Below are 26,165 nucleotides of genomic sequence, written 5' to 3' on the forward strand. Positions count from 1 at the left end.
TGCAGCCCGTCTCGTCCGGCGTAGGCCTGGACAAGCCGGCCCCGGCTGCCGCGCCATGGGGCGTACCAGGCGACTTCGACAAGGAAGCCTTCCTGCGCCACGCGAAAAGCAATTTCATTCGCCTGCAAGCGGCCTGGGACAAGGCGGACGTCAACGACATCCGCGAATTCACGTCGCCGGAAGTGTATGCGGAACTGCGCATGCAGATCCAGGAACGGGGCGCGCAGCCGGACTTTACGGACGTCGTCACCATCGATGCCGAACTGTTGGGCATCGAGACGAGCGTCAACGATTACCTGGCCAGCGTGAAGTTTACGGGCATGATCCGCTCGGCGCCTGGCGCGGCAGCGGAACCGTTCGCCGAAGTGTGGAATATGTCGAAACCCGTCAGCGGCAATAGCGGCTGGGTCTTGGCAGGCATTCAACAGTTGGGTTAATGATAATTATTTCCTGAATAGCAGCTTAAGCCCACGATCTATCTGTGGTGCTTGAGGGAGTTTTCCTGCTGAACTGGTAAGATCGAAACCGCCCACCTTGTTTGATGGGCGGTTTTTTCTTTTTGGGGGCGCGCGCGGCGCGCAGTATATAGATGGCACCATTTTCCGATCTCACCCTGATGACGCCCGTCATCGCGACCATCAACCATCTGCTGGCGCAGGAGCCGTGGGCGCGCCAGCAGTTGGCCGTGCACGCGGGCAAGCTGGCCTGCATCGACACGGGGGCCGTCGCCCTGCGCCTGCGCGTCGACAGCGCCGGCATGCTGGAGGGGGCTCCCGGTACGGCGCCGGCGGACGTGCCGGCCAACGTCACCATCCGCGTGAAATTGTCCGACCTGCCGCTGATCCTGCAAAACCGCGAGCGGGCGTTTTCCTACGTCAAGATCGAAGGCGATGCGGAATTTGCCAATGCGATTTCGCAACTGAGCAAGGGCCTGCGCTGGGAAGCGGAACACGACCTGGAAAAGCTACTCGGCCCCATCCTCGCCACGCGCCTCGTCGCCGGTGCGAAGGATGCCGTCGCCTTCGTGCGCACGGGCCAGCAAAAGCTGGCGGAAAACGTGGCCGAGTATTTCCTGGACGAACAGCCCATGCTGATCCGTCCCACCACCTTGCAAGAGTATTCCACCGGCGTGACGCGCGTGCGCGATGACGTCGAACGCCTGGCCAAGCGCCTCGCCAGACTGGAAAAGGCGGCCGCCGCCCTCCAGCCGCAGTCCTCCTTACCGGATTTGTCTACATGATATTGAAATTCCTGCGCCTGTTTAAAATCATCCGTGTTTCCATCAAGTACGGTCTGGATGAAATAGCGATTTCTGGTCTGCAAGTTCCCCGCACCGCCAAGCTGATCGACACCCTGATTTTCTGGCGCGACCTGTCGTCGCCACGGGGCCTGCGCCTGCGCTTGGCGCTGGAAGAGCTGGGACCGATCTTCGTCAAGTTCGGCCAGGTGCTGTCCACGCGGCGCGACCTGATGCCGCCCGACATCGCCGAAGAATTGGCGCGCCTGCAAGACCGCGTGCCGCCCTTCGATTCCGACCTGGCCATCGCGCAAATCACCAAGTCCCTGGGCGCGCACCCGGACCAGCTGTTTGCCCGCTTCGAGCGCGAGCCGGTGGCGTCCGCCTCGATTGCCCAGGTGCACTTCGCCACCCTGAAAGACGGCCGCGAAGTGGCCGTGAAGGTCTTGCGTCCAGGCATGAAAAAGCTGATCGACGAAGACGTGGCCCTGATGCATATCGCGGCCGGCTGGATCAGCCGCCTGTGGGCCGACAGCAAGCGGCTGAAGCCGAAAGAGGTGGTGGGCGAGTTCGACAAATACCTGCACGACGAGCTGGACCTGATGCGCGAGGCGGCCAACGCCAGCCAGCTGCGCCGCAACTTCGCCAACTCGGACCTGCTGCTGGTGCCCGAGATGCACTGGGATTACTGCTCCAGCAGCGTCATCGTGATGGAACGCATGTACGGCATCCCCGTGTCGCAGACGGATCGCCTGGTGGCGGCTGGCGTGGACTTGCGCAAGCTGTCCAGCGATGGCGTGGAAATTTTCTTCACGCAAGTGTTCCGTGACGGCTTTTTTCATGCCGATATGCACCCGGGTAATATTCTCGTGTCCATCGCGCCCGAATCGTTCGGCCGCTACATCGCGCTCGATTTCGGCATCGTCGGTACTTTGAACGACTACGACAAGGATTACCTGTCGCAGAACTTCCTCGCCTTCTTCCGCCGCGACTACAAGCGCGTGGCCGAGGCGCACATCGAGTCGGGCTGGGCGCCGAAGGATACGCGCGTCGACGAACTGGAAGCGGCCGTGCGCGCCTGCTGCGAACCCATCTTCGACCGCCCGCTGAAGGATATTTCTTTTGGACAAGTCCTGCTGCGGCTGTTCCAGACGTCGCGCCGCTTCAACGTGGAAGTGCAGCCGCAACTGGTGCTGCTGCAAAAGACCCTGCTCAATATCGAGGGCCTGGGCCGCCAGCTGGACCCGGAACTGGACCTGTGGCAGACGGCCAAGCCCTACCTGGAAAAATGGATGAGCAATCAGGTGGGCCCGCAAGGCTTCATGGAGCGCCTGCGCGCCGAGGCGCCCCGTTATGCGCACATCTTCCCGCAACTGCCGCGCTTGCTGCATCAGGCCTTGACGGTGCACGGCGAACCGCGCGAAAACGACGTGGAACTGATGAAAGTATTGCTCGCCGAGCAACGTCAGACCAACCGTTTGCTGAGCTTTATCGTGTACTTCGTGGGCGCCTTCGCGCTCGGCGCGCTGGGCTTGCAAGTGTTCATGCGCTGGCACCAATTGCCGTTTTAACTCGCTGAGGACGTAAGTGATGGCTGACTTCCAGACCCGCGATCCGCTCTCGCCCGCCTTCTGGGACGAGCGATTCGAGAAGCAATTCACGCCCTGGGACCACGGCGGCGTGCCGTCGCGCCTGCGCAGCTTTGTGGCCGGCAGCCCGGCGCCGCTGCGCTGCCTGATTCCCGGCTGCGGCTCCGCCCATGAGCTGGCCTTCATGCTGGACCACGGCTGGGATGCCACGGCCATCGATTTTTCGCCGGCCGCCGTGGCCGCCGCACGCGGGCAGCTGGGCGAGCGGGCAGGCCAGGTGGTGGAAGCGGATTTCTTTGCCTGGCAGCCCGCCGCGCCGCTGGACCTGATCTATGAACGGGCTTTCCTGTGCGCCATGCCGCGCACCATGTGGCCGCAGGTGGCGGCCCGCTGGGCCCAGTTGCTGGCGCCGGGCGCCATGCTGGCCGGCTACTTTTTCTTTGACGACAATGCCAAGGGGCCGCCGTTTGGCATTTCGCGCGAGACACTGCAGGAATTGCTGGCGCCGCATTTCGACTGCCTGGCCGACGAGGCCGTCAGTGATTCCATTGCCGTCTTCGCGGGCAAGGAGCGCTGGATGAGCTGGCGCCGCAGGGCGGACTGAGCCTGGCAGGCCCGGCGAGCGGGCAATTTCCGTAAAGGATGATGGAAAAGCTTTATAATTCAGGGTTTTTGATGATTTTCTCGGAGTAGAGATGCCGATTTACGCTTACCGTTGTGACGAGTGTGGTTTTGCCAAGGATGTCTTGCAAAAGATCTCCGATCCAGTACTGACGGTGTGCCTGTCGTGCGGCAAGCCCAGTTTCAAGAAACAATTGACGGCAGCCGGTTTCCAATTGAAGGGCACGGGCTGGTACGCGACCGATTTCCGCGGCGGCACGGCGCCCACCACGGCCATTCCGACGGGCCCGGCCGATAGCGCCAAGCCTGCAGCCCCGGCCGACAGCGCACCGGCCGCCGCGGCACCGGCGCCCGCGCCTGCCGCCGCTGCGCCGAAAGCGGACTGAAACGCGCTGTGCGCCGACCCATTCCATTATCGAGAAACCGATGCGTAAATACTTTATTACCGGATTACTGATTTTAGTACCGCTGGCCATTACCGTCTGGGTACTCAATCTGGTGATCGGCACCCTGGACCAGTCGCTGCTGCTGGTACCGGCACGTTTCCGCCCGAACTCGCTGTTCGGCTTTGACATTCCCGGCCTGGGGACGATACTGACGATAGTCATCGTGTTCCTGACGGGCCTGTTGACGAATAACCTCGTCGGCAATTATGTGGTGAAACTGTGGGAAAATTTGCTGCAGCGCATACCCATCGTCAATTCCCTGTATTCGAGCGTCAAGCAAGTGTCGGATACCTTGTTTTCCTCGTCGGGCAATGCTTTCCGCAAGGCTGTGCTGGTGCCGTATCCGCATCAGAACTCCTGGACCATCGCCTTCCTCACCGGCGTGCCGGGCGGCGATGCGGCGAACCACCTGGTGGGCGATTACGTCAGCGTGTACGTGCCGACGACGCCCAACCCGACATCAGGCTTTTTCCTGATGATGAAGCGCAGCGATGTGGTCGAACTCGACATGAGCGTCGATGCGGCGCTCAAGTACATCGTCTCGATGGGCGTGGTGGCGCCTGCGGAAGTTGTCGCTGTAACGGCCCCGGTCCCGGTACCGGCAGCCAAAGAATAAAGGCAGGCGTCCCGCGGGGACGTGGCCGGATTGAACACTCACTAACCTGAACTGAGAATTTTATGTCTATGCGTACTCAATATTGCGGCCTCGTCACTGAAGCCATGCTGGGCCAAACCGTCAGCCTGTGCGGCTGGGTACATCGCCGCCGCGACCACGGCAGCCTGATTTTCATCGACTTGCGCGACCGTGAAGGCCTGGTGCAAATCGTCTGCAACCCGGAACAGGCGGAGATGTTCAAGGTCGCCGAAGCCGTGCGCAACGAATTCTGTCTGCGCGTGACGGGCGTCGTGACCGCGCGCACGGAAGGCACCATCAACACCAACTTGAATTCGGGCAAGATCGAAGTCGTTTGCGCCGAGATGGAAGTGCTGAACGCCTCCGTGCCCGTGCCGTTCCAGCTGGACGACGACAACCTGTCGGAAACGACGCGTCTGACGCACCGCGTGCTGGACCTGCGCCGCCCGCAAATGCAGAACAACCTGCGCCTGCGCTACAAGGTGACGATGGAAGTGCGCAAGTACCTCGACGCGCTGGGCTTCATCGACATCGAAACGCCGATGCTCACCAAGTCCACGCCAGAAGGCGCGCGCGATTACCTCGTGCCATCGCGTGTGAACGCCGGCAATTTCTTCGCCTTGCCACAATCGCCACAGTTGTTCAAGCAACTGTTGATGGTCGCCAACTTCGACCGTTACTACCAGATCACCAAGTGCTTCCGCGACGAAGACTTGCGCGCTGACCGCCAGCCGGAATTCACGCAGATCGACTGCGAAACCTCGTTCCTGACGGAACAGGAAATCCGCGACCTGTTCGAGGACATGATACGCGTCGTCTTCAAGAACACCCTGAACATCGACCTGCCGAACCCGTTCCCGGTGATGGATTTCGCCACGGCCATGGGCTTGTACGGTTCCGACAAGCCGGACATGCGCGTCAAGCTGGCTTTCACGGACTTGACCGATGTCATGAAAGACGTGGATTTCAAGGTCTTCTCGGGCGCGGCCAACATGCCGAACGGCCGCGTCGTCGGCTTGCTGGTACCTGGCGGCGGCGCCATGCCACGCTCGGAAATCGATGCCTACACGCAATTTGTCGCCATTTACGGCGCCAAGGGCCTGGCATACATCAAGGTCAATGAAAAAGCCAAGGGCCGCGACGGCCTGCAATCGCCGATCGTGAAGAACCTGCACGATGCGGCATTGGCACAGATCGTGGAACTGACCAACGCGCAAGACGGCGACCTGATCTTCTTCGGCGCCGACAAGGCCAAGGTGGTCAACGACGCCATCGGCGCGCTGCGCGTGAAGATCGGCCACAGCGATTTCGGCAAGAAATCGGGCCTGTTCGAAGACGTGTGGAAGCCATTGTGGGTGGTCGACTTCCCGATGTTCGAGCATGACGAGGAAGCGGACCGCTGGACGGCAACCCACCATCCGTTCACGGCGCCGAAAGACGGCCATGAAGACATGCTGGAAAGCAATCCGGGCGCCTGCATCGCCAAGGCCTACGACATGGTCCTGAACGGCTGGGAACTGGGTGGCGGTTCCATCCGTATCCACCGTGAAGAAGTGCAAAGCAAGGTCTTCCGTGCACTGAAGATCGACGCGGAAGAAGCGCAGCTGAAGTTCGGCTTCCTGCTCGACGCCCTGCAATACGGCGCGCCGCCGCATGGCGGCCTGGCATTCGGCCTGGACCGTATCGTGACCATGATGACGGGTTCCGATTCCATCCGCGACGTGATCGCCTTCCCGAAAACCCAGCGCGCCCAGTGCCTGCTGACCCAGGCGCCGTCGGAAGTGGACGAGAAGCAACTGCGCGAACTGCACATCCGTTTGCGCGGCGCCGAGCCAAAAGTAGCAGGCTAAGCATTAACCGAGGCTGGGGTCAGACGGGGACGCCGAGTCCCGCCGGGTCTGACCCCAAAAGGCGCTGACGAGGCGCCTTTTTCATTGTTGATATGACCCATAAAATTCCCGTTTCCGTGCTGGTCGTCATTCATACGGCCGAACTCGACGTCCTGCTGATCGAGCGCGCGGGCCAGCCCGGCTTCTGGCAATCGGTGACCGGTTCCGTCGACGCCGTCGACGAGCCGCTGCTGCAGACGGCCGCGCGCGAGCTGTGCGAGGAGACCGGCATCGTCGCCGATGGCGAACGCATCGTGCTGCGCGACTGGCACCTGGCGAACGAGTACGAGATCTACCCCATCTGGCGCCACCGCTACGCGCCGGGCGTGACGCGCAACACGGAGCACGTCTTCAGCGTGCAGGTGCCGCGCGACGTCGTCATCACCCTGAGTCCGCGCGAGCACCTGCAGTACGCCTGGCTGCCGTACCTGGCGGCGGCCGACCGGTGTTTTTCCTCTTCCAATGCGGAAGCCATTTTGCTGCTGCCGGCCATGACGGGCCTGGCACGGCCTGCCTGACCCACCGAGAAAGTCTTTCATGTTGAACTGGATTCATTTGACGACGCAGCAGAAACTGCTGGGTACCGTGGGCATCGTTTTCTGCCTGTGTTTTATTTTCCTGCTGTTTAGCTCCACCCTGCCTGGCCGCACGCCGCCCATCGGCATGCCCCTGATGGCCATCGGCTGGCTGCTGCACCCGGGCGCATTTGCCCCGGGCAAGCGCACGGTGGCCTGGCGCGGCGCCCCATTGCTGGTGAAGATCGTCTGGGCGGCCGGCATCACGGCGCTGATCGTCAGCGTGACGGCGGGCGTGGGCCGCATGCTGGCCTGAGGCTCTATAAACTATTGTCATATGGTATTATTGCTTTAATGGTAATTTTACTTCATGACGAAAGGTTTGCATGCTGAACTGGTCTCAACTTTCTTTTCAGCAGCGCCTCTTGGGCGCCATCTTCCTGTCCTGGATTTTTGGCGCCTTGTACGCCGTGTGTTTTCCCGATCAGCCCCAGGTCCGCTTGCCACAGGCCGGTTTGCCCTTGCTGATGCTGGGATTTCTCCTGCACCCCCGCTGCTTTGCCGGCGGGCGGGGCGCCTTCAGCTGGAGCAGCGCCCCCAGGCTGGTGAAAGGCTTGTGGGTGATCGGCATGGTGGTGGGCAGCATCAGCGCCATCGATAGTTTGCTGCTGGCGATGGTCGGCAGATAAAGTGGGACTTGGGTGCGCACGCGCACCTACGCCGGCGCCGCGCGGGGCTTGTCTGGGAGTAGAATCAATGCATGAAAATCCGCGTAGCAACTTATAATATACACAAGGGCGTCTCGTCCGTACGGGGCTTGCCCCGCGTGCATGCTTTAAAGCAGGCGATTGCCCTGTTCAATGCCGATGTTGTTTTTTTGCAAGAGGTGCAGGGCAAGCACGACCGCAATGCGGCCCGCTATGGTGCCGAGAAAAACGGCCACAAGCATTGGCCGGAAGCGTCGCAGCATGAATTCTTTGCCGGCGCCGAACACCATTCCGCCTACGGCATGAATGCCGTGTATGACCATGGCCACCATGGCAATGCTCTGCTGAGCAAGTTTCCCATCGCCTCGCAAACCAACCACGACGTCTCCGACCACGCCTACGAACAGCGCGGCATCCTGCATTGCGTACTCAGGACGCCGCAGGCCGACGTGCACTGCTACGTGGTGCACCTGGGTTTGTTCGAATCGGGACGGGGGCGCCAAACGCAGGCTCTCATCGATGCCGTCATGGAATCGGCGCCGAATGGCGAACCCGTCATCATCGCGGGCGACTTCAACGACTGGCGCAACACGCTCAGCGACAAGCTGCGCAATGCACTGGGCGTGGTGGAAGTGTTCGACCAGCGTGCGTCGAACTCGGCCTTGGGCGACCTCGTGCGCACCCTGGCGCGGCGCCAGACGAAAACCCCCGTGCCCGTGCCGGCACGTACCTTTCCCGCCGCCTTGCCGTGGTTCCGCCTGGACCGCATCTATGTGCGCGGTTTCCACGTGGAAGGCGCGCAAGTGATGCACGGCACCCTGTGGGCAAAACTGTCGGACCACGCGCCGATAGTTGCTGCTTTGAAACTCGCGTAGACTGCCGGCATGCGCACAGTCAATTTCATCGCCCACAACGACATCAAGCTGCTGTATTGCGGCACCGATTACTTTCCCGCCTTGATCGCCGCCATTGATGGCGCGCGCGCGGAAGTCTATTTTGAAACGTATATCTTTGCCGACGATGCGACGGGCACCCTGGTGCTCGATGCCCTGAAGCGTGCCGCCGCGCGCGGCGTGCTGGTGTGCATGATCACGGACTGGTTCGGCACGGGCAACCGCCGGGTCAATGTCATGCATGCGCAGCTGGAAGCGGCCGGCGTGCACCACCGCATCTTCAACCCGTGGTTCCGGCGCGGCATCACGCGCACGCACCGCAAGATCTGCGTGGCCGATGGCGAGATCGCTCTCGTGGGCGGCATCAACATCAACGACGACATGTTTTGCGACTACGACCACAATATCAGCCTGGAAGCGCCCCGCTGGGACTTCGCCGTGCAGGTGAAGGGGCCGCTGGTGGACGCCATCCATGAAGAGGTGCAGGCGCAGTGGGCGCGGCTGGGCAAGATGAACCTGGTGCGGCGTATCAAGCTGTACCGCAAGATGCGCGTCGTCAGCAAGGAGCTGGCGAAGAACCCCGTCGTGGCCGGATTCGTCGTGCGCGACAACCTGCGCAACCGCCGCACCATCCAGCGCGCCTACCTGCAGGCGCTGGGCCAGGCGAGGAAAAGCGTGATGCTGGCCAACCCGTATTTCGCGCCCGGCCACAAGCTGCGCCGCGCCCTGGCCCAGGCGGCCCAGCGGGGCGTCGACGTGGTGCTGCTGATCGGCGTGGGCGAATTCCGCATGCAGGATGCCGTGGCGCACTCGTTCTATCCGAAGCTGCTGGCCGCCGGCGTGAAGATCGTCGAATACCGCAAGACGCAGCTGCACGCCAAGGTGGCCGTCGTCGACGATGACTGGGCGACGGTCGGTTCCAGCAACATCGATGCGCTGAGCCTGTTCCTGAACCAGGAAGCGAACGTGGTCATCAAGGACGTTGCGTTTGCGCAAAGCCTGCGCCAGCACATCGAGCAGGGCGTAGCGGACGGCATCGTCATCCACCAGGATGATTTCAAGCACATCGGCCGGTTCCGCCGCATCGGCTATGAAGCGGCGTTTCTTGTGTACCGGCTGGTGATGCGCATTTTTTCAGTAGGCAAGTACGCATGAGCGAGTTGACAACGGTAAGGCTGGACAAATGGCTGTGGGCGGCGCGCTTCTTCAAGACGCGTTCGCTGGCCAGCGAGGCCGTCGACACGGGCAAGGTGAAAGTGGGCGGCGAAAAGGTCAAGCCGGCGCGCAGCGTGCGCGTGGGTGACGAGCTGGCCATCGACAATGGCGCGGAGACGTGGGAAGTGGCCGTGCTGGGGCTGTCCGACAAGCGCGGCGCGGCGCCCGTGGCGCGCTTGCTGTATGGGGAAACACCGGCCAGCATCGCCCGCCGCGAACAGCTGGCGGAAGAACGCAAGCTGTTCCGCGAGCCGGGCAGTACCATCAAGGGGCGGCCGACCAAGCGCGACCGCCGTCAACTGAACAAGGCTGGCGGCCTCGACTGAGGTACGCCGCCAGCGGCGCTGGCTGGGCAAACCCGGGGCAATCCCGGGCGAAACCCGTGTTTGCCGCCCCGAAAGTAGCACCAATCACGCGGCCGAAGAATGCTGCGCTGCACCAATAGAACGCCGGCTCTAAAGTTCCCGTTTGACTTTTATGTTGTAGTGGATAATAGTACGAGCGTTCGGATTTTTTCGGAGCGTGCTTTTTTTGCCCGCGCTCCCATCCGCCAGATCGGCAACATCACTTTGAGAACGGACCTCTTGAATACTTCAGTCAAATTCATGCGCAAGGGCGAACTGACCCGGGCAGCCATTCTCGACGTGGCGCTGGACCTGTCCAGCCGCGACGGCCTGGAAGGCCTGACCATCGGCTTGCTTGCGGACAAAATGAACATGAGCAAGTCGGGCGTGTTTGCCCACTTTGGCTCGCGCGAAGACTTGCAGATGGAAGTGCTCAAGCTCTACCACTATCGTTTCGAGCAGGAAGTTTTTTTCCCCAGCATGAAAGAGCCGCGCGGCATCGCCCGCCTGCAATCGATGTTTGCGCGCTGGGTCAAGCGGGTCAGCGTGGAAATCGCTTCCGGCTGCATCTATATCAGCGGCGCCGTCGAGTATGACGACCGTCCCGGCCCCATCCGCGAAGCCCTGGTGGCCATGGTGCGGGCCTGGCAGGGCGCGCTGCTGCGCTGTGTCGAGCAATCGATCGCCACGGGCGACCTGAAAGCGGACACGGACGCCCAGCAGCTGGTGTACGAGATGTATGGCCTGATCCTGGCCCTGCATCACGATGCGCGCTTCCTGCGCGTGCCGGGCAGCATCGAACGGGCGCAAGCGGGCTTTGTCCGCCTGCTGGCGTCGTACCAGAATCCCGCAGCAGCCAGTCAAGAAGCAGCCGTCAGAAATCAGTAGTTTTCGCAGCAACGAACACGCAATTTACCAGTACACACTTTAGCCAAACGCCTTCAGGAGAAAATTATGGGTCAATACGTCGCGCCAATCCGGGATATGCAATTCGTCCTGCATGAGTTCCTGCAAGTGGAAGAAGAACTGAAGCAGATGCCGCATTACGCCGAAGTCGACGCCGACATCATCAACCAGGTGCTGGAAGAGGGCGGCAAATTCACTTCCGAAGTATTGTTCCCGCTGAACCACTCGGGCGACCGCGAAGGCTGCCACCATGACCCCGTCACGAAAAGCGTGACCACGCCGAAAGGCTTCAAGGAAGCCTACAAGCAGTACGTCGAAGGCGGCTGGGCGGCACTGGCCTGCGATCCGGAATACGGCGGCCAGGGCTTGCCCGTCGTCTTGAACAATTCGTTCTATGAAATGCTGAACTCGTCGAACCAGGCCTGGTCCATGTACCCTGGCCTGTCGCATGGTGCCTACGAGTGCCTGAAGGAACACGGCACGGACCACCAGAAGGAAGTCTACCTGCCGAAGCTGGTGTCGGGCGAATGGACGGGCACCATGTGCCTGACCGAACCGCACTGCGGCACCGACCTGGGCCTGCTGCGCTCGAAAGCGCTGCCTGAGGCGGACGGTTCCTGGACCATCACCGGTAACAAGATCTTCATCTCGGCCGGCGAGCACGACATGTCGGAAAACATCCTGCACCTGGTGCTGGCCCGCGTGCCGGACGCACCGGAAGGCTCGAAAGGCATCTCGCTGTTCCTGGTGCCGAAGTTCCTGCCGAACGCGGACGGTTCCGTCGGCGAACGCAATCCGATCACCTGCGGCGCCATCGAAGAAAAAATGGGCATCCACGGCAATTCGACCTGCCAGATGAACCTGGACGGCGCGAAAGGCTGGATCATCGGCCAGCCGAACAAGGGCTTGAATGCCATGTTCGTCTTCATGAACGCGGCCCGCCTGGGCGTGGGCATGCAGTCGCTGGGCCTGACGGAAATCGCCTACCAGAACGCGCTGATCTACGCCAAGGACCGCACGCAAATGCGTTCGCTGTCCGGCATCAAGAACCCGGAACTGCCGGCCGACCGCATCATCGTGCACCCGGACGTGCGCCGTATGCTGTTGACGGGCAAAGCCTACGCCGAAGGCGCGCGCGCCTTCACCTCCTACGTGGCGCTGCAGATCGACCGTGAACTGCACCACCCGGACGCCGACGTGCGCAAGGAAGCGGCCGACGAAGTGGCCCTGCTGACGCCCGTCATCAAGGCCTTCATCACCGACAATGCCTGGATCGCCACCTCGGACGCCATGCAGGTGTTCGGCGGCCACGGCTACATTGCGGAATGGGGCATGGAGCAGTATGTGCGCGATGCGCGCATCAACATGATCTACGAAGGCACCAACACGATCCAGTCGCTGGACCTGCTGGGCCGCAAGATCCTGGGCGACAACGGCGCCAAGCTGCGCAAGTTCGGCGAGAAGATCAAGGCTTTCGTCGAAGACAATGGCACCGATGAAGCGATGAGCGAATTCGTCACGCCACTGGGCGACCTGGGCGACAAGGTCACCAAGCTGACCATGGAAATCGGCATGAAGGCATTCCAGAATCCGGACGAAGTGGGCGCGGCATGCGTGCCTTACCTGCGCGTCGTCGGCCACATGATCTACAGCTACCTGTTCGCGCAGATGGCCAAGATCGCCCTCGAAAAAGAGTCCAGCGGCGACACCTTCTACACCGCCAAACTGGCTACCGCACGTTTCTACTTCGCCCGCTTGCAGCCTGAAACGGCAACCCTGATCCGTCAGGCGCGTTCCGGTTCGGCCAACCTGATGGCACTCGACGCAGACCTGTTCTAAGACTTGAGGAAAATATGACCAATTTCATCGTTAAAAAAGTAGCCGTCCTCGGCGCCGGCGTGATGGGTGCGCAGATCGCCGCCCACTGCATCAACGCGAAAGTGCCGGTCGTGCTGTTCGACCTGCCGGCCAAGGAAGGTCCGAAGAATGGCATCGTGCTGCGCGCCATCGAGAACCTGAAAAAGCTGTCGCCTGCGCCGCTGGGCAACAAGGATGACGCCGCGCTGATCCAGGTGGCCAACTACGAAGACAACCTGGACCTGCTGGCCGGTTGCGACCTGATCATCGAAGCCATCGCCGAGCGCATGGACTGGAAACATGACCTGTATCAAAAGGTTGCGCCGCATATCGCGCCGAACGCGATCTTCGCCTCCAACACTTCCGGCCTGTCGATCAACAAGCTGGCCGACGGCTTCGACGAAACCCTGAAAGCGCACTTCTGCGGCGTGCACTTCTTCAATCCGCCACGCTATATGCACCTGGTGGAACTGATCCCGACGACGTCGACGAAGCCGGAAATCCTCGACCAGCTCGAAGCCTTCCTGACGACCACCCTGGGCAAGGGCGTCGTGCGCGCCAAGGATACGCCGAACTTCATCGCCAACCGCGTCGGCATCTTCGGCATGCTGGCGACGATGCATGAAGCGGAAAAATTCGGCCTGTCCGTGGATGTCGTCGATGACCTGACCGGCGCCAAGCTGGGCCGCGCCAAGTCGGGCACCTTCCGCACGGCGGACGTGGTCGGCCTGGACACCATGGGCCATGTGATCAAGACCATGCAGGACAACCTGGCGGACGACCCGTTCTTCAGCGTGTACAAGACACCGGCCGTGCTGGCGTCGCTGGTCGAAAAAGGCACCCTGGGCCAGAAGAGCGGCGCGGGCTTCTACAAGAAGGTCGGCAAGGAGATCCAGCGCCTGGACTTCGCCACCGGCGACTACGTGACCGGCGGCGGCAAGGCTGCCGACATCATCGCCCGCATCCTGAAGGAAAAGGACCCGGTCAAGAAGATGAAGGCGCTGCGCGAATCGACCAACCCGCAAGGCCAGTTCCTGTGGGCGATCTTCCGCGACGCTTTCCACTACATCGCCATCCACCTGGACACCGTGGCCGACAACGCGCGCGACATCGACTTCGCCATGCGCTGGGGCTTCGGCTGGAATGTCGGCCCGTTTGAAACGTGGCAGGCATCGAACTGGCTGCAAGTGGCGAACTGGGTCAAGGAAGACATCGACGCCGGCAATGCGCTGTGCAACGCGCCGTTGCCAGCGTGGGTCTTCGAAGGTCCGGTCGCTGAAAAAGGCGGCGTGCATACGCCGGAAGGCTCGTACTCCGCCGTCTCGAACAGCTTCGTGCCCCGTTCGACCCTGTCCGTGTACGACCGCCAGCCATTCCGCGCGCCAGTGCTGGGCAGCGGCGCCATCGACGGCAAGACGGCCGGCACCACCGTCTTCGAAGACGAATCCGTGCGCGTCTGGCATACGGGCGACGATGTATTGATCATCTCGTTCAAGACCAAGATGCACGTGATCGGCGAAGGCGTGATCAACGGCCTGAAACTGGCCCTGGCCGAAGCCGAGAAGAACTTCAAGGGCCTGGTGATCTGGCACGCCGACGCAGCCGAAGGCGGTGCCTTCTCGGCCGGCGCTGACCTGCAATCGGCCCTGCCTGCATTCATGCAGGGCGGCGTGAAAGCCGTCGATCCGATCATCGCCGAACTGCAGAAGACCTTCATGTCGCTGAAATACGCGAACGTGCCGGTGATTGCCGCGGTGGCGGGCCTGGCGCTGGGCGGCGGTTGCGAACTGGCGCTGCACTCCTCGAAGCGCGTGGCTTCGATCGAGTCCTACATCGGCCTGGTGGAAGTGGGCGTGGGCCTGATTCCTGCCGGCGGCGGTCTGAAGGAAGCGGCGCAGCGCGCCTACAAGGAAGCCAAGGGCAACGACATCCTGCAATTCCTGAAAACGGGCTTCACCAATGCAGCCACCGCCAACGTGTCGAAATCGGCGCTGGAAGCGAAGAAAATGGGCTACCTGAAGGAAGACGACGTGATCGTGTTCAACGCCTATGAGCTGTTGCACGTGGCCAAGGTCGAAGCGCGCGCCATGTTCGACGCGGGCTTCCGTCCGCAACTGCCGTCGCTGATCCAGGTGACGGGCCGTTACGGCTGGGGCACCATCAAGGCGCAGCTGGTCAACATGCGCGACGGCGGCTTCATTTCGGCGCACGATTTCAAGCTGGGCGAGATGATCGCCGAGATCGTATCGGGCGGCGACGTGGACCAGGGCAGCTTCGTCAGCGAACAGTGGCTGCTGGATATGGAACGCAAGGCATTCCTGGAGCTGTTGAACCATCCGAAAACCCAGGAACGGATCATGGGCATGATGCAGACCGGTAAGCCGGTACGCAACTAAGCACAGCGTCGATGACGATCCTGTCCCTCGTATTTACAGTATTACTGCGCGTGAGGCCAAGCATGGTGTATGACCGTATCAAACAACAGATGATGGACACCTTGCCCTTCGTGCGGCTGCTGGGGATCAGCATCGACGAGATCGGCGCCGGCACCTCGAAGGTGTCGATGCCGGAAGATCCGAAACTGAATAATCACCTGGGCACGCAGCATGCGGGCGCCTTGTTTACCCTGGCCGAAACGGCTTCCGGCGCGGCCATGGCGGGCGGCTTCGCCGAGCTGATACTGGGCTTGCGCCCGGTGGCCAAGGAGTCGCGCATCCAGTACCAGAAGGTGGCCAAAGGCGCGACGCGCGCCGAAGGCCGGGTACCGGGCGACCTGGCTGCGCTGAAGGCGCAGCTGGCGCAGGATGGCAAGGTGGCGTTTCCCGTGGAAGTCGATATCTTCGACTCTGAAGGCACGCTGGCGGCACAGGTGACGGTGGACTGGTATCTGTCGCAGAAGCGATAAGCCTCCACCCCGGACATTCGACAGAACACGAACTTCGTTCAACATCTTTGAAAGAACAAAATGAGCAAACAACTTCAAGACGCGTACATCGTCTCTGCAACCCGCACCCCGATCGGCAAGGCGCCGCGCGGCATGTTCAAGAACACCCGCCCGGACGACCTGCTGGTGCGCGTGTTGCAATCAGCACTGGCGCAAGCCCCTGGCCTGGACCCGGCATTGATCACCGACGCCATCATTGGCTGCTCATTCCCGGAAGCGGAGCAGGGCTTCAACATTGCGCGTAACTCGGTGCTGCTGGCCGGCTTGCCGAAAACCGTGGGCGGCGTCACCGTCAACCGCTACTGCGCTTCGGGCATCACGGCCATTGCCATGGCGGCCGACCGCATCCGCGTGGGCGAAGCCGACGTGATGATCGCCGGCGGTATCGAATCGATGTCGATGGTACCGATGATGGGTCACCACCCATCGATGAACCTGGACATGTTCAGCGACGAAAACATCGGCATGGCTTACGGCATGGGCCTGACGGCAGAAAAAGTGGCGCAGCAATGGAAAGTGTCGCGCGAACAGCAGGACGCGTTCTCCGTCGAATCGCACCGCCGCGCCATCGCCGCGCAGCAAGCCGGTTTCTTCAAGGCGGAAACGACGCCAGTGGAAATCATCACGCGCACGCCGAACCTGGCTACCGGCCAGGTCGATGTCACGCGCCGCACGGTCGACACGGACGAAGGCGCGCGCGCCGATTCGTCGATGGAGTCGCTGGCCAAGCTCAAGCCCGTCTTCGCCGCCAAGGGTTCCGTCACGGCCGCCAACAGCTCGCAGATGTCCGACGGCGCCGGTGCGCTGCTGATCGTCAGCGAGAAGATTTTGCGCGAGCACAACCTGACCCCGCTGGCGAAATTCTCCTCGTTCGCCGTGCGCGGCGTGCCGCCGGAAATCATGGGCATCGGTCCGAAATTCGCCATTCCCGCAGCGTGCGCCGCCGCCGGCATCACGCAGGACCAGCTGGACTGGATCGAGCTGAATGAAGCGTTTGCCGCGCAAGCCTTGGCCGTCATCGGCGACCTGGGCCTGGACCCGGCCAAAGTGAACCCGATGGGCGGCGCGATCGCCCTGGGCCACCCGCTGGGCGCCACCGGCGCCATCCGCGCCGCCACCGTGATCCACGCGCTGCAGCGCACCAAGCAGAAGTACGGCATGGTCACGATGTGCGTGGGCGCCGGCATGGGCGCGGCCGGCATCTTCGAGCGCGTCTGATGACACAGGCGTCGTGACGCAAGAGGTCAGATTGGATTAGTCAAAACTTGGGCGCTGGGGATTACCCTGGCGCCCTTTATCTTTTTGGAGACGACATGGATATTTTGTGCAGCACGAGCGAGGGCATCCTGACCCTGGAATTCAACCGCCTGGAACGCAAGAATGCGATCACGGGCGCCATGTACCAGACCCTGGCCGATGCGCTGGTGGCGGCGGAGAGCGACGACGCCGTGCGCGCCATCCTGATCTGCGGCAAGCGCGAGATTTTTACGGCCGGTAACGACCTCGACGACTTCATGAAGACGGCGCGGCCAAGCGACGGCTCGCTCGACCATGACCGTCCCGTGTTCCAGTTCATGCGCGCCCTGTACGGCAGCAGCAAGCCCGTGGTGGCGGCCGTTTCCGGCCCCGCCATCGGCATTGGCACGACGCTGTTGATGCACTGCGACCTGGTGTATGCGGCCGACAACGCCAGCTTCTCGATGCCGTTCACGCAGCTGGGCCTGTGCCCGGAATTCGGCTCCAGCCTGCTGCTCACGCAATTGGCCGGCTACCCGCGCGCGGCGGAAAAACTGATGCTGGGCGAGTCCTTCCCCGCGCAGGAAGCGCTGGAAATGGGCCTCGTGTCGAAAGTCGTGCCCCTGTACGACCTGATGACGTTCGCCCAAGGCCAGGCCGCCAAGTTGGTGGCCCTGCCAGCGGCCTCCATCCGCGCCACCAAGCGCCTGATGAAGCAAAGCCGCATGGAGCCGATGAAGGCCGCCATCGCGGACGAAAACAAACTGTTCAGCGCCATGCTGGGCGGCGCCGAGGCGAAGGAAGCGTTTACGGCCTTCTTCCAGAAGCGCAAGCCGGATTTCAAGCAGTTCAATTAAGCGCTTGCTTCAATACTGGCCTGCATGCCGGCCAGGATCAGGGAAACCGAGGCGTGCCAGTGCGTCTCGCCCACCGGCCTGCCGGCCAGCGCATAGCCATGCAGGAAATCGACGAGCGCATCGCGCCCGCGCAAGCGGGTTTTTTTGTCCAGCGCCAGGTCATCGACGGCCAGCTCGAACAGCGCCGTAAACCGGTCGGCCACGTCGGCTTGCGTGACCAGCCCGCGCGCCATCAGGCGCACGAAATAGGGCGTCGTGCTGACCAGCTCCAGGTACAGCGCGCACAGCGCCAGTACACGCCGCCGGGGCGCCTGGCGCCGCGTAAACGGCGGCTGGCGCGGATCGAGCGCGGCGAAGCGTTCGACCATCAGGGCCAGCAGTAACTCTTCTTTCCCTGCGTAATAGTGATACAGCGCCATGGCATCGACGCCCAGGCGCTGCGCCAGCGCGCGCATGGAAAACGCTTCGCCTTGCTCTTCCAGCAGGGACAGGGCCGCCTGCAGGATGCTGGCGCTGTCCAGCGCGGGTGCGGCGCGGCGCGGACGCCCGGCGCGGCGCACGGGATTTTTTGAGGCTTGAGTTTTTGGCATTTGCATGGGCATAATTCTACACTGTAGAATTAATTGGAGGGCACATCATGCAACAACCTTTCGTCAGCGTCTTTCTCGGCATCAGTCTTGATGGCTGCATCGCGGGAGAAGACGGCGACCTGTCCTGGCTGGCCGAACTGGCGCCAGACTCGCCCGAGGCCACCGGTTATACGGCCCTGATGGCGCAGGTCGATACCTTGCTGATCGGGCGCACCACGTATGACGCCGTGCTGGGCTTCGAGCCGTGGCCGTATGCGGGCAAGCGCGTGCTGGTGCTCAGCCACCGCGACTTCGCGCCGCGCCATGGCGAAGAGCGCCGCGAAGACAGCGTGGCAGCGGTGCTGGCGCAGCTGGCGGCCGAAGGCTGCCGCCACGTCTACCTCGATGGCGGTGCCGTCATCCGCGCCGGCTTGCGCGAAGGCGTCATCGACAGCCTCACCTTGTCCGTGCTGCCCGTGGTGCTGGGCAGGGGCGTGCGCCTGTTCGAGGATGGCTTGCCGCGCAGCGACTGGCGCCTGGAGGGCACGCGCCAGCTGCCCAGCGGCGTGGTGCAGCTGCGTTACGGAAAACGTCAAGCCACGGTGGCCAGCTCGACGATGTAGCCCGGGTCGTAACGTTCATTCTCCGGCATGCCATCGGGCCGCCTGTAGCCGCACGGGTTGCAGACGACGCGGCATGCCTCGATGCGATAGTCGAGCGAGGCGTGCATGTGGCCATGCACCCACAGGTCGGCCTGCGCCACCAGCGCATCGAGCTGCGAGGCAAACGCGGGCGAGCCCAGGTTGCTCGCGTACCGCTCTTCCACCGACAGCATCGACGGCGCCATGTGCGTGATGACCACCGTCCTGCCGTCGAAGGGCTGCGCCAGTTGCCGCTCCAGCCAGGCCTTGTGCCGCGCGTGCAGCTGCGCCGTGTCGGCCGCGCACAGGAGGCGCGGCGCATCGCCGCCCGTGCTGATGCGCTTGTAGTCGGGCATATAGGCTTGCGCCGCATTCTGGGCTTCTTCCTGGCGCTCGGCGCCGAACAGCAGGAAGTCCGTCCACAGCGTCGCGCCGAGAAAGCGCACGCCGTCGAGCACCACGGCGTCGCCATCGAGCAGGCGGATGTTGGCCCCATGCGCATTCGCGCTGGTACAGGCGTCGCGCACGGCGTCCTGCATGTGTTCGAGCTGATGCCCATATCCCTCGTGGTTGCCATGTACGTACAGCACGGGCAGGGCGCCGAAGGTGCGCGCGGCCCAGGCGATGGCGTTGCTGCCCGTGTCGATGTCGCCGGCCAGGATCACCGCGTCGGGGCGGCTGGCGGCAAGGTCGATGGCGGGAGTGTCGTCACCCCAGACTTCCAGGTGCAGGTCGGACAGGATCAGCAAACGCATGGCAATAGGGCGGCTGGGCGCGCGGCAGTGGATGGACCTCTATCGTAGCGCATGTCGCCGCACAGGCCTGCTTGACCGCGCACGGCTGGCGACGTTACCCTGTGGCATCGTTTACCGCCATTCACCTCTGGAGCCGCATGTCGCCATTCTTCCTTTCCAAGACCTTGTTGGGTATCGCCCTGGCCACCGTGTCGCTGCCATCCATTGCACAGGCGGCCACGCCGGCCCTTGATCCCCTGACGCAGCCGATCGCTTCGCCGTATGCGGCGCAATGGAACCGCCCGCAGCAGCCGGCGCGCATCCATGGCGACACCTATTACGTGGGTGTGGGCGGCTTGAGCGTGGCGCTGATCCACACGCGCGACGGCCTGATCCTGATCGACGGCGCGCTGCCGCAATCGGTGGCCGCCATCGAGGAGCATATCCTCGAACTGGGCTTTCGCCTGCAGGACATCAAGTTCATCCTGAATACGGAAGCGCACTTCGACCATTCGGGCGGCATCGCCGCGCTGGCGCGCGACAGCGGCGCGCAAGTCATCGCCAGTCCGCTGGGGGCGCAGGCGCTGCGCGCGGGCAGGGTGCTCGACACGGACCCGCAGGCGGGCGAAATCGATGCCATGCCGGCCGTGGCCAACGTGCGCGAGATCGCCGACGGCGAAACCCTGCGGCTGGGCGGCGTGGCGGTGACGGCGCGCTACACGCCGGGCCATACGCCGGGCAGCACCAGCTGGACCTGGGTGTCGTGCGAAGACGCGGAAGGGCGCGAGTGCCTGAACGTGGTGTTCGGCGCCAGCCTTACGCCGGTGGCCGCCGGGCATTTCCACTTCAGCGGCGGTGCGGGACACGGCGACATGACGCCGGCCTTCCGCCGCACCATGCAGGACTTCGCCAGGCTGCCGTGCGACATCCTCATTTCCGCCCACCCCGACCATTCCGGCGCCGATGACAAACTCAAGCGCCTGCTGGAAGGCGCCGCGCCGAATCCCTTCATCGATACGCAGGCGTGCCGCGACTATGCGGCCAAAAATGAAGCCAAGCTCGATGCGCGCATTGCCAAGGAAAAAGCTGCGGCGGGCGAGGCTGCGGCAAAATGACAACATTGGCGCATGCACCATGAAAAGCGGTTGACGCACCGCAGCATACGGTGCAGAATCGGCATCCGCAGTGCAGATTAACCAGACAAAAGAAAGGATACCCATGTTCGAGCAGGCTGGCAGCAAATTGATCTACCACTAGCCCCGTGCATGACGCTCGGGGCCATCGGCAGCATTGCCGATCCCGAGCCGGTGTCCTTCAAAACCCCGGTGAGGAAACTCGCCGGGGTTTTTTGGTTTACCAGGACCCCGGCATAACGACAATACCAAGGAATACCGTTATGCCCATTCATCAGACATTGCGCGGCGCCCATGTGCCCGTGCATATTTTTACCGACGATATCGACGCGCAGGCGCTGCGCCAGCTGCAGCATATCGCCAGCCTGCCCATCGTTTATCCGCACGTGGCGGCCATGCCCGACGTGCATGCCGGCATCGGCGCCACCGTCGGCAGCGTGATTCCCACGCGCGGCGCCATCATCCCGGCTGCCGTGGGTGTCGACATCGGCTGCGGCATGAATGCCGTGCGCACGACCTTGACGGCCAGCGAGCTGCCCGACAACCTGGCGCGCCTGCGCAGCGCCATCGAAGCGGAGATTCCTGTCGGCTTCGAGCAGCACGACTGGAGCCGCGTGCAGGGCTCGCGCCATGCGCGTGCCGCGCGGCCCCTTGCCGGGCGCCTGGAGCACATCGTCGAGCGCCACCGCGGCATCGCCAAGATGCTGCGCCAGTTCGAGCGCACGTGGATCTGCCAGGCGGGTACCCTCGGCGGCGGCAACCACTTCATTGAAATCTGCCTCGACGAGGAGCAGCGCGTATGGGTCATGCTGCATTCGGGTTCGCGCGGCATCGGCAACGCCATCGGCCGCTATTTCATCGCCGCCGCGCAGAAGGACATGCGGCGCCACCAGCTGCAGCTGCCGGATGCGGACCTGGCTTACCTGAGCGAAGGCTCCACCGTGTTTGACGACTACGTGGAGGCGGTGGACTGGGCGCAGGATTACGCGCTGCTCAACCGCGGCGAGATGATGCGTCGCGTGCTCGACGTGCTGGCGAAGTTCGCACCGCCGTTCCAGCTGGACGGGGAAGCCATCAACTGCCATCACAACTACATCGCGCGCGAAACGCACGGCAACGAGGATTTGTATGTGACGCGCAAGGGCGCCATCTCGGCGCGGCAGGGGGAGCTGGGCATCATCCCCGGCAGCATGGGCGCGCGCAGCTTCATCGTGCGCGGCAAGGGCAACCCGGAATCGTTCTGTTCCTGCTCGCACGGGGCGGGGCGCAGCATGAGCCGCAGCGAGGCGAAGCGCCGTTTCAACCATTTCGACCTGGCCGAGCAGACGGCCGGCATCGAATGCCGCAAGGATGGCGGCGTGGTCGACGAGATCCCGGCTGCCTATAAGAATATCGACGCCGTCATGGCGCACCAGAGCGACTTGGTGGAAGTGGTGCATACCCTGCGCCAGGTAGTCTGCATCAAGGGCTGACAGGAGAGGATATGAAAATCAAAGTGAAAGCCTCGCCCAAGCCGCGCAACCCGCTGGTGGCGGCCGCCCGATTGCGCGGCGGCGCCGGCGCGCACCAGTCGGAAGCGTCGCCGCGCGCGGCGCGCCGGGCCGGCAAGCACCGCCTGCAGCAATGGCTGGCGGGACGGCTCAAGCCTGACGATTAGCGGGGCGGCAGCTCGACGATGAAGTCCGGATCAAAGTCGGGATTTTGCGGCGCGCCGCTGCGCGTCCTGTAGCCGCACGGGTTGCTGACCACGCGGCAGGGGCCGATGCGGTAGTCGCGCGAGGCGTGGATGTGGCCGTGCACCCACAGGTCCGCCTGCGCGGCCAGGTCGTCCAGGCGCGAAGCGTAGGCGGGCGCGCATCCTTCGCTGCCGTAGGCATCGTCGACCGATTGCAGCGACGGTGCCATGTGGCTGATGACGACTGTATGGCCATCGAAGGGCTGCGCCAGTTCGCGCGCCAGCCAGGCCTTTTGCTGCGCGTGGAACATGGCCGTGTCGGCCGCGCGCAGCTTGCGAAAGCCCATGCCGGCCAGGCGGATGCGCTTGTAGTCGTTCATGACGGCTTCCGCGTCGCGCATGGCCGCCTGCCGCGTATCGTCGCCCAGCAGGCGGAAATCCGTCCACAGCGTGGCGCCCAGGAAGCGCACCTGCTTGCCCGCCGGGTCTTTTAGGACGTGGGCATTCGCATCGAGAAAATGCACGTTCGGCGTGGCGGCGCAGGCCGCGCGCAGCTCCTGGCGCACCTTGTCCAGGTGGTGGCCGTAACCCTCGTGGTTGCCGTGCACGTACAGCACGGGCAGTCCCGCAAAGGCGGTGGCAGCCCAGGCGACGGCACGGCTGCCCGTGTCGATGTCGCCGGCCAGGATCACGGCGTCGGGACAGCTGAGCGCAAGGTCGCCTTGCGGCGCCTCGTCGCGCCATAACTCGTGATGCAGGTCCGACAGGATCAATAAACGCATGCGGTTGTCCAGACGCAGGGAGAGACCGTCATCCTACCCGAAATGGCTCACTCTTCCTGCAGCGCGGCGAAGCCCTGCGCCAGGTGGTCGATCAGCAGGCGCACGGCCGGCAGCAGGCCGCGCCGCGAGGGGAAGACGGCGTGGATGATTTCGCGCTGTGGCCGCCATTGCTCCATCAGCGGCAGCAGGCTGCCGTTGGCCACCTGCTCGACGATCAGCATGGTCGGCAGCTGCACCACGCCCACGCCGGCCACGGCCGCGTCGCGCAGGGTCAGCATGTCGCCCGTGACGAAGCGCGGCGCATGGCGCAGCTGGGCGCGCGCGCCATCGGGGCCGTGCAAGTCCCACTGGTAGTGCTGCTGCGGCGCGCCCAGGGCCAGGCTGGGCCAGTCGGCCAGGTCGGCTGGCGCCTTCGGCACGGGCGCGCCGGCGAACAGCAGGGGGCTGCCCACCATGCACTGGCTGCGCTCGGCCAGCACGCGCAGCACCAGGTCGCTGTCGGGCAGCGGCGGCGGGCGCACGCGGATGGCCACGTCGATGCCTTCGGCCACCAGGTCGACGCGGCGGTTGGTCGCTTCCAGCAGCACCGTCACCTGGGGATGGTCGCGCATGAAGCTGGCCAGCATGGGCGCCACCAGGGAGTGCAGCAGGGCGATGGGGCAGGACAGGCGCACCGTGCCGCGTGGCGCCGCGCGCGTCAGCTCGATGGCTTCCTGTGCCGCCTCCGCTTCCACCAGCATGGCCTTGCAATGCTCATAAAACGACTGTCCCACGTCGGTGACGGAGAAGTGCCGCGTCGTGCGCTGCAGCAGGCGCACGCCCAGGCGCTCTTCCAGCAGGGCGATGCGCCGGCTCAGCCTGGATTTCGGCATGCCCAGCGCGCGCCCGGCCGGCGCGAAGCCGCCATGGTCCACCACCTGCACAAAGTAATACAAGTCATTCAGGTCCTGCATGTCGCCTCCTTGATCGTTCTATTTTTGGAACGCTGATGGCAAATTTTACCGTCTACCGCCTTCATCGTTGCAAGCGTATTCTGTCTCCATCGTAATGCACACCCCAACAGGAGATCGAGATGAACAAAATTACCGGTATCTACAGCGCACCCCGCCAGCATTGGGTTGGCGACGGTTTTCCCGTGCGCTCGATGTTTTCGTACAACGGCCATGGCAGGCAGCTGAGCCCCTTCCTGCTGCTCGACTATGCCGGCCCCGCCGAGTTTGCGCCCGGCACGCGCCCACCCGGCGTCGGTTCGCATCCGCACCGGGGCTTTGAAACGGTGACCATCGTCTACAAGGGCGAAGTGGCGCACCGCGATTCGACGGGCCAGGGTGGCGTGATCGGCCCCGGCGACGTGCAGTGGATGACGGCCGGTGCCGGCATCCTGCATGAAGAGTTCCACTCGCCTGCCTTCACGCAGTCGGGCGGCACCCTGGAAATGGTGCAGCTGTGGGTGAACCTGCCGGCAAAAGACAAGATGACGGCGCCGGGCTACCAGGCCATCACCAACGACACCATTCCCACGGTGGCGCTGCCGGACGGCGCCGGTTCCGTGCGCGTCATCGCCGGCGAATTGGGCGGCCAGCATGGCCCGGCCCGCACCTTCTCGCCGATGCAGGTGTGGGACATGCGTCTGGCCCAGGGCAAGGTGACGGAGCTGCCCGTGACCAGGGGCTGGAGCACGGCGCTGGTCGTCCTGCACGGCACGGTGCTGGTGAACGGCGAGAGCGTGGTGCGCGAAGCGCAGATGGCGCTGTTCGAGCGCGATGGCGACAGCATCACCATCGAGGCGAACAACGACGCCGTGGTACTGCTGCTGAGCGGCGAGCCGATCGAGGAACCCATCGTCGGCCATGGTCCCTTCGTCATGAATACCGAAGCGGAAATCGTGCAGGCGTTCGAGGATTTCAACAGCGGCCGCTTCGCCCGTATCGAGCAGTAAGCAGCAAGCACCGAGCAGCAAGCGATACCCCATGCCGCATCCCGCGGCATGGGCATACCTACGGCGCCGCCGGAAGGCGCCATTTCAGGAGACCACCATGAGCACCCCCGCCAATTTCAACGGTTTGCCCCCGATGATCGATGCCGACGACGCCGTCATGCTGCTGATCGACCACCAGAGCGGCCTGTTCCAGCTGGTGCGCGACATCGAGCAGCACGTGCTGCGCGGCCATGTCACGGCACTGGCCAAGCTGTCGCGCCTGGCTAATATGCCGACGTTTACCACCGCGTCCGTGCCCGATGGCCCGAACGGTCCATTGATCCCGGAAATCCACCATTTCAACCCGGACGCCGTCTACATCCCGCGCACGGGCCAGATCAATGCCTGGGACAATCCGGCCTGGGTCGAGGCCATCGAAAAGACGGGCCGCAAGACGCTGCTCATCGCCGGCACCCTCACCAGCGTGTGCATGGCCTTCCCCACCATCAGCGCGCTGGCGGCCGGCTACAAGGTGTTTGCCATCATCGATGCGTCCGGCAACTGGTCGAAGATGGCCACCGACATCACCATGGCGCGCGTGGCGCAGGCCGGCGCCGTGCCGATTGATACGTATGCCGTGCTGGCCGAGGTGATGAGCACCTGGAACCGCGCCGACGCGATGGAGTTCGCCGCCATCATGACGGACCATATCGTGCCGCCATACCGCGCGCTGATCGAAAGCTACGACAAGGCGCAAGGCGTGCAGCAGCATGGCCGCGAGACGAAGCTGGAAATCCTCGAGGCGGCCGGCAAGGGCTGAAGC

Annotated in this window: 29 protein-coding genes; 25 read left to right on the plus strand and 4 right to left on the minus strand. The window is 63.4% G+C overall.

Translation table 11 applies throughout. The annotated features are described in order from the left end of the window. From EBS11_RS10920 to EBS11_RS11010, 19 genes are all read left to right on the plus strand, one after another. The coding region (locus tag EBS11_RS10920; protein ID WP_290602859.1) for a Tim44-like domain-containing protein at positions 1–437 on the plus strand (437 nt) is incomplete at its 5' end. Positions 438–589: 152 nt separating this feature from the next. After that, complete coding sequence (locus EBS11_RS10925; protein WP_290602864.1) at positions 590–1,240, plus strand: SCP2 sterol-binding domain-containing protein; 651 nt, start codon at positions 590–592, stop codon at positions 1,238–1,240. Beyond that, entirely contained in the window at positions 1,237–2,808 is a 1,572-nt protein-coding gene (ubiB, locus tag EBS11_RS10930; RefSeq protein WP_290602871.1) for a ubiquinone biosynthesis regulatory protein kinase UbiB, read from the plus strand. Before EBS11_RS10925 ends, ubiB begins: the two co-directional genes overlap by 4 nt. 19 nt (positions 2,809–2,827) lie before the next feature. After that, positions 2,828–3,430 (plus strand): methyltransferase, encoded by a 603-nt coding sequence (locus tag EBS11_RS10935; RefSeq protein WP_290602875.1) that lies wholly within the window; start codon positions 2,828–2,830, stop codon positions 3,428–3,430. Between the two features lie 91 nt (positions 3,431–3,521). Next, complete coding sequence (locus EBS11_RS10940; protein WP_290602880.1) at positions 3,522–3,833, plus strand: FmdB family zinc ribbon protein; 312 nt, start codon at positions 3,522–3,524, stop codon at positions 3,831–3,833. 40 nt (positions 3,834–3,873) lie between these two features. Next, on the plus strand, positions 3,874–4,509 hold the full coding sequence (locus EBS11_RS10945; RefSeq protein ID WP_290602881.1) for a DUF502 domain-containing protein: 636 nt from the start codon (positions 3,874–3,876) through the stop codon (positions 4,507–4,509). Between the two features lie 62 nt (positions 4,510–4,571). Further along, a complete protein-coding gene (gene aspS, locus EBS11_RS10950) occupies positions 4,572–6,377 on the plus strand; it encodes an aspartate--tRNA ligase (protein WP_290602882.1) in 1,806 nt (601 codons plus the stop codon). 92 nt (positions 6,378–6,469) lie between these two features. Further along, a complete protein-coding gene (nudB, locus tag EBS11_RS10955; protein WP_290602889.1) occupies positions 6,470–6,934 on the plus strand; it encodes a dihydroneopterin triphosphate diphosphatase in 465 nt (154 codons plus the stop codon). A gap of 19 nt (positions 6,935–6,953) precedes the next feature. Beyond that, positions 6,954–7,247 (plus strand): hypothetical protein, encoded by a 294-nt coding sequence (locus EBS11_RS10960; RefSeq protein ID WP_290602893.1) that lies wholly within the window; start codon positions 6,954–6,956, stop codon positions 7,245–7,247. 70 nt (positions 7,248–7,317) lie between these two features. Beyond that, a complete protein-coding gene (locus tag EBS11_RS10965; RefSeq protein ID WP_290602894.1) occupies positions 7,318–7,620 on the plus strand; it encodes a hypothetical protein in 303 nt (100 codons plus the stop codon). Positions 7,621–7,691: 71 nt separating this feature from the next. Next, positions 7,692–8,513, plus strand: a complete 822-nt coding sequence (locus tag EBS11_RS10970; RefSeq protein ID WP_290602900.1) for an endonuclease/exonuclease/phosphatase family protein — start codon at positions 7,692–7,694, stop codon at positions 8,511–8,513. 9 nt (positions 8,514–8,522) lie between these two features. Next, positions 8,523–9,686 carry a cardiolipin synthase ClsB gene (clsB, locus tag EBS11_RS10975; RefSeq protein WP_290602901.1) on the plus strand — a complete coding sequence of 388 codons (1,164 nt, stop codon included), beginning with the start codon at positions 8,523–8,525 and terminating at the stop codon, positions 9,684–9,686. Next, complete coding sequence (locus EBS11_RS10980) at positions 9,683–10,072, plus strand: RNA-binding S4 domain-containing protein (RefSeq protein ID WP_290602902.1); 390 nt, start codon at positions 9,683–9,685, stop codon at positions 10,070–10,072. The genes clsB and EBS11_RS10980 overlap by 4 nt, the downstream gene beginning before the upstream one ends. A 279-nt stretch (positions 10,073–10,351) precedes the next feature. Then, positions 10,352–10,978 carry a TetR/AcrR family transcriptional regulator gene (locus tag EBS11_RS10985; RefSeq protein WP_290603089.1) on the plus strand — a complete coding sequence of 209 codons (627 nt, stop codon included), beginning with the start codon at positions 10,352–10,354 and terminating at the stop codon, positions 10,976–10,978. 66 nt (positions 10,979–11,044) lie between these two features. Continuing rightward, positions 11,045–12,835, plus strand: a complete 1,791-nt coding sequence (locus tag EBS11_RS10990) for an acyl-CoA dehydrogenase C-terminal domain-containing protein (protein ID WP_290602903.1) — start codon at positions 11,045–11,047, stop codon at positions 12,833–12,835. Positions 12,836–12,849: 14 nt separating this feature from the next. Next, positions 12,850–15,249 (plus strand): 3-hydroxyacyl-CoA dehydrogenase/enoyl-CoA hydratase family protein, encoded by a 2,400-nt coding sequence (locus tag EBS11_RS10995; RefSeq protein ID WP_290602904.1) that lies wholly within the window; start codon positions 12,850–12,852, stop codon positions 15,247–15,249. Between the two features lie 62 nt (positions 15,250–15,311). Continuing rightward, complete coding sequence (locus EBS11_RS11000) at positions 15,312–15,758, plus strand: YiiD C-terminal domain-containing protein (RefSeq protein ID WP_290602905.1); 447 nt, start codon at positions 15,312–15,314, stop codon at positions 15,756–15,758. 60 nt (positions 15,759–15,818) lie between these two features. After that, entirely contained in the window at positions 15,819–17,015 is a 1,197-nt protein-coding gene (locus tag EBS11_RS11005) for an acetyl-CoA C-acyltransferase (protein ID WP_046682137.1), read from the plus strand. A gap of 95 nt (positions 17,016–17,110) precedes the next feature. Beyond that, a complete protein-coding gene (locus tag EBS11_RS11010) occupies positions 17,111–17,890 on the plus strand; it encodes an enoyl-CoA hydratase (RefSeq protein ID WP_290602909.1) in 780 nt (259 codons plus the stop codon). Here the strand turns inward: EBS11_RS11010 and EBS11_RS11015 are convergent. Further along, positions 17,887–18,486: a TetR/AcrR family transcriptional regulator gene (locus EBS11_RS11015; RefSeq protein WP_290602911.1), complete on the minus strand. Its 600-nt coding sequence runs from the start codon at positions 18,484–18,486 to the stop codon at positions 17,887–17,889. The two genes, EBS11_RS11010 and EBS11_RS11015, sit on opposite strands and share 4 nt — an antisense overlap. A gap of 41 nt (positions 18,487–18,527) precedes the next feature. On the opposite strand from EBS11_RS11015, the gene EBS11_RS11020 reads away from it, so the two are divergent. Next, positions 18,528–19,082, plus strand: a complete 555-nt coding sequence (locus tag EBS11_RS11020) for a dihydrofolate reductase family protein (RefSeq protein ID WP_290602914.1) — start codon at positions 18,528–18,530, stop codon at positions 19,080–19,082. Here the strand turns inward: EBS11_RS11020 and EBS11_RS11025 are convergent. After that, on the minus strand, positions 19,052–19,855 hold the full coding sequence (locus tag EBS11_RS11025; protein WP_290602918.1) for a metallophosphoesterase: 804 nt from the start codon (positions 19,853–19,855) through the stop codon (positions 19,052–19,054). The two genes, EBS11_RS11020 and EBS11_RS11025, sit on opposite strands and share 31 nt — an antisense overlap. Positions 19,856–19,992: 137 nt before the next feature. Between EBS11_RS11025 and bla the strand changes: the two genes are divergently transcribed. From bla to EBS11_RS11040, 3 genes are all read left to right on the plus strand, one after another. Further along, positions 19,993–20,949, plus strand: a complete 957-nt coding sequence (gene bla / locus EBS11_RS11030) for a subclass B3 metallo-beta-lactamase (RefSeq protein WP_290602923.1) — start codon at positions 19,993–19,995, stop codon at positions 20,947–20,949. A gap of 281 nt (positions 20,950–21,230) precedes the next feature. Beyond that, positions 21,231–22,439, plus strand: coding sequence for an RtcB family protein (locus tag EBS11_RS11035; RefSeq protein ID WP_290602924.1), 1,209 nt, complete (start codon positions 21,231–21,233; stop codon positions 22,437–22,439). 11 nt (positions 22,440–22,450) lie between these two features. Next, complete coding sequence (locus EBS11_RS11040) at positions 22,451–22,624, plus strand: hypothetical protein (RefSeq protein WP_290602928.1); 174 nt, start codon at positions 22,451–22,453, stop codon at positions 22,622–22,624. On the opposite strand, the gene EBS11_RS11045 is transcribed toward EBS11_RS11040, so the two are convergent. Both EBS11_RS11045 and EBS11_RS11050 read right to left on the minus strand, forming a co-directional pair. Beyond that, the gene (locus tag EBS11_RS11045; RefSeq protein ID WP_290602934.1) at positions 22,621–23,424 is read right to left on the minus strand and encodes a metallophosphoesterase; all 804 of its coding nucleotides are present in this window, start codon (positions 23,422–23,424) and stop codon (positions 22,621–22,623) included. The genes EBS11_RS11040 and EBS11_RS11045 overlap by 4 nt on opposite strands. A 47-nt stretch (positions 23,425–23,471) precedes the next feature. Beyond that, the gene (locus EBS11_RS11050; protein ID WP_290602940.1) at positions 23,472–24,377 is read right to left on the minus strand and encodes a LysR family transcriptional regulator; all 906 of its coding nucleotides are present in this window, start codon (positions 24,375–24,377) and stop codon (positions 23,472–23,474) included. A 119-nt stretch (positions 24,378–24,496) separates the two neighbouring features. Between EBS11_RS11050 and EBS11_RS11055 the strand changes: the two genes are divergently transcribed. Both EBS11_RS11055 and EBS11_RS11060 read left to right on the plus strand, forming a co-directional pair. Then, positions 24,497–25,363, plus strand: a complete 867-nt coding sequence (locus EBS11_RS11055) for a pirin family protein (RefSeq protein ID WP_290602943.1) — start codon at positions 24,497–24,499, stop codon at positions 25,361–25,363. Positions 25,364–25,460: 97 nt separating this feature from the next. Beyond that, positions 25,461–26,162: an isochorismatase family protein gene (locus EBS11_RS11060; RefSeq protein WP_290602946.1), complete on the plus strand. Its 702-nt coding sequence runs from the start codon at positions 25,461–25,463 to the stop codon at positions 26,160–26,162. Positions 26,163–26,165: the final 3 nt, after the last annotated feature.

Origin of the sequence: Janthinobacterium sp. (assembly GCF_009923995.1) — a bacterium.
GTDB lineage: Bacteria > Pseudomonadota > Gammaproteobacteria > Burkholderiales > Burkholderiaceae_D > Janthinobacterium.

What these genes read in the sequence shown, in the direction of transcription:
- EBS11_RS10985 (WP_290603089.1), top strand. Translation starts at nt 10,352, where the DNA reads ATGCGCAAGGGCGAACTGACCCGGGCAGCCATTCTCGACGTGGCGCTG.
- EBS11_RS10990 (WP_290602903.1), top strand. Translation starts at nt 11,045, where the DNA reads ATGGGTCAATACGTCGCGCCAATCCGGGATATGCAATTCGTCCTGCAT.
- EBS11_RS11060 (WP_290602946.1), top strand. Translation starts at nt 25,461, where the DNA reads ATGAGCACCCCCGCCAATTTCAACGGTTTGCCCCCGATGATCGATGCC.
- EBS11_RS11035 (WP_290602924.1), top strand. Translation starts at nt 21,231, where the DNA reads ATGCCCATTCATCAGACATTGCGCGGCGCCCATGTGCCCGTGCATATT.
- EBS11_RS11040 (WP_290602928.1), top strand. Translation starts at nt 22,451, where the DNA reads ATGAAAATCAAAGTGAAAGCCTCGCCCAAGCCGCGCAACCCGCTGGTG.
- EBS11_RS10945 (WP_290602881.1), top strand. Translation starts at nt 3,874, where the DNA reads ATGCGTAAATACTTTATTACCGGATTACTGATTTTAGTACCGCTGGCC.
- EBS11_RS10995 (WP_290602904.1), top strand. Translation starts at nt 12,850, where the DNA reads ATGACCAATTTCATCGTTAAAAAAGTAGCCGTCCTCGGCGCCGGCGTG.
- EBS11_RS11015 (WP_290602911.1), bottom strand. Translation starts at nt 18,486, where the DNA reads ATGCAAATGCCAAAAACTCAAGCCTCAAAAAATCCCGTGCGCCGCGCC.
- EBS11_RS11020 (WP_290602914.1), top strand. Translation starts at nt 18,528, where the DNA reads ATGCAACAACCTTTCGTCAGCGTCTTTCTCGGCATCAGTCTTGATGGC.
- EBS11_RS11025 (WP_290602918.1), bottom strand. Translation starts at nt 19,855, where the DNA reads ATGCGTTTGCTGATCCTGTCCGACCTGCACCTGGAAGTCTGGGGTGAC.
- EBS11_RS11055 (WP_290602943.1), top strand. Translation starts at nt 24,497, where the DNA reads ATGAACAAAATTACCGGTATCTACAGCGCACCCCGCCAGCATTGGGTT.
- ubiB (WP_290602871.1), top strand. Translation starts at nt 1,237, where the DNA reads ATGATATTGAAATTCCTGCGCCTGTTTAAAATCATCCGTGTTTCCATC.
- EBS11_RS10960 (WP_290602893.1), top strand. Translation starts at nt 6,954, where the DNA reads ATGTTGAACTGGATTCATTTGACGACGCAGCAGAAACTGCTGGGTACC.
- nudB (WP_290602889.1), top strand. Translation starts at nt 6,470, where the DNA reads ATGACCCATAAAATTCCCGTTTCCGTGCTGGTCGTCATTCATACGGCC.
- EBS11_RS10965 (WP_290602894.1), top strand. Translation starts at nt 7,318, where the DNA reads ATGCTGAACTGGTCTCAACTTTCTTTTCAGCAGCGCCTCTTGGGCGCC.
- clsB (WP_290602901.1), top strand. Translation starts at nt 8,523, where the DNA reads ATGCGCACAGTCAATTTCATCGCCCACAACGACATCAAGCTGCTGTAT.
- bla (WP_290602923.1), top strand. Translation starts at nt 19,993, where the DNA reads ATGTCGCCATTCTTCCTTTCCAAGACCTTGTTGGGTATCGCCCTGGCC.
- EBS11_RS11045 (WP_290602934.1), bottom strand. Translation starts at nt 23,424, where the DNA reads ATGCGTTTATTGATCCTGTCGGACCTGCATCACGAGTTATGGCGCGAC.
- EBS11_RS11050 (WP_290602940.1), bottom strand. Translation starts at nt 24,377, where the DNA reads ATGCAGGACCTGAATGACTTGTATTACTTTGTGCAGGTGGTGGACCAT.
- EBS11_RS11010 (WP_290602909.1), top strand. Translation starts at nt 17,111, where the DNA reads ATGGATATTTTGTGCAGCACGAGCGAGGGCATCCTGACCCTGGAATTC.
- EBS11_RS10925 (WP_290602864.1), top strand. Translation starts at nt 590, where the DNA reads ATGGCACCATTTTCCGATCTCACCCTGATGACGCCCGTCATCGCGACC.
- aspS (WP_290602882.1), top strand. Translation starts at nt 4,572, where the DNA reads ATGTCTATGCGTACTCAATATTGCGGCCTCGTCACTGAAGCCATGCTG.
- EBS11_RS10970 (WP_290602900.1), top strand. Translation starts at nt 7,692, where the DNA reads ATGAAAATCCGCGTAGCAACTTATAATATACACAAGGGCGTCTCGTCC.
- EBS11_RS11005 (WP_046682137.1), top strand. Translation starts at nt 15,819, where the DNA reads ATGAGCAAACAACTTCAAGACGCGTACATCGTCTCTGCAACCCGCACC.
- EBS11_RS10940 (WP_290602880.1), top strand. Translation starts at nt 3,522, where the DNA reads ATGCCGATTTACGCTTACCGTTGTGACGAGTGTGGTTTTGCCAAGGAT.
- EBS11_RS11000 (WP_290602905.1), top strand. Translation starts at nt 15,312, where the DNA reads ATGGTGTATGACCGTATCAAACAACAGATGATGGACACCTTGCCCTTC.
- EBS11_RS10980 (WP_290602902.1), top strand. Translation starts at nt 9,683, where the DNA reads ATGAGCGAGTTGACAACGGTAAGGCTGGACAAATGGCTGTGGGCGGCG.
- EBS11_RS10935 (WP_290602875.1), top strand. Translation starts at nt 2,828, where the DNA reads ATGGCTGACTTCCAGACCCGCGATCCGCTCTCGCCCGCCTTCTGGGAC.